This window comes from Treponema zioleckii, from assembly GCF_014737315.1.
Taxonomy (GTDB): domain Bacteria; phylum Spirochaetota; class Spirochaetia; order Treponematales; family Treponemataceae; genus Treponema_D; species Treponema_D zioleckii.
Genome location: NZ_JPUF01000155.1, coordinates 1 through 807, shown reverse-complemented (window position 1 = coordinate 807; position 807 = coordinate 1). Strand labels below are relative to the sequence as shown.

The 807-nt window shown below is 47.0% G+C and carries 2 protein-coding genes; both read left to right on the top strand.

The genetic code is table 11. The annotated features are described in order from the left end of the window. Positions 1–192: hypothetical protein (locus tag JI65_RS17230; protein WP_207106112.1), on the top strand; the 192-nt coding region annotated here is incomplete at its 5' end. 7 nt (positions 193–199) lie between these two features. Then, positions 200–460: a hypothetical protein gene (locus JI65_RS16980; protein ID WP_191018346.1), complete on the top strand. Its 261-nt coding sequence runs from the start codon at positions 200–202 to the stop codon at positions 458–460. Positions 461–807: the final 347 nt, after the last annotated feature.

The window sequence follows — 807 nt, the reverse complement described above, 5'->3', positions numbered from 1 at the left end:
CTGTTATGGCAGACTGCGCTTGCGGCAATGCGGGGCGAGCCCGCAGGAAGGACTTGCAAGGGATACGGCCGCCGGGTCAAGCCCGTCTGCCTGAAAACTTTCTGTGACAAAAAAAATATGGGCAAGTCAAGCTTGCCCTTTCTTTTCTGTGACGGAAAACAGATGAATGCCGGAGAGAAATCTATAATATAGAAGCTTTTTGAAAAAAAACGGCAGGAAATTCATACTGAAACGACAGAAGTTCGGTTATGAAAAATCCGTGTTTTCGGCGATTGCGGGTCGAGCCCGCAGAAATGGTTTATCTAGGACACGGCCGCCGGGTCAGGCCCGTCTGCCCGAAAAAACTTGCGGTGCAAAAAGTAGGGCAGGTCAAGCCTGCCTCTTCTTTTCGGCGAAAGAAAGAGAGGAAAAATATATTTTTAAGATGCGGTGTAAATTTTTGTTTGAAGTTGTAAAATAAAAGCCAGCCTAACAAAGCTTCAAAGCCGACAAACCGGTCAAGCCGGTTTGCGGTTTAAGCAATTGTTAGGTTGACAGACCGATGGCCTGAAAATTTTTGGAAATAAAAACAAACAGCAAGAAAAGTCAGCTGAAAATAAAAGAAGTTCTGTTATGGCAGACTGCGCTTGCGGCAATGCGGGTCGAGCCCGCGGAAGGTCTTGCAAGGGAAACGGCCGCCGGGTCAGGCCCGACTGCCTGAAAAAACTTGCAGTGCAGAAAGTAGGGGCAAGTCAAGCTTGCCCTTTCTTTTCTGTGACGGAAAACAGATGAATGCCGGAGAGAAAACTATAATCTATAATATGGAAG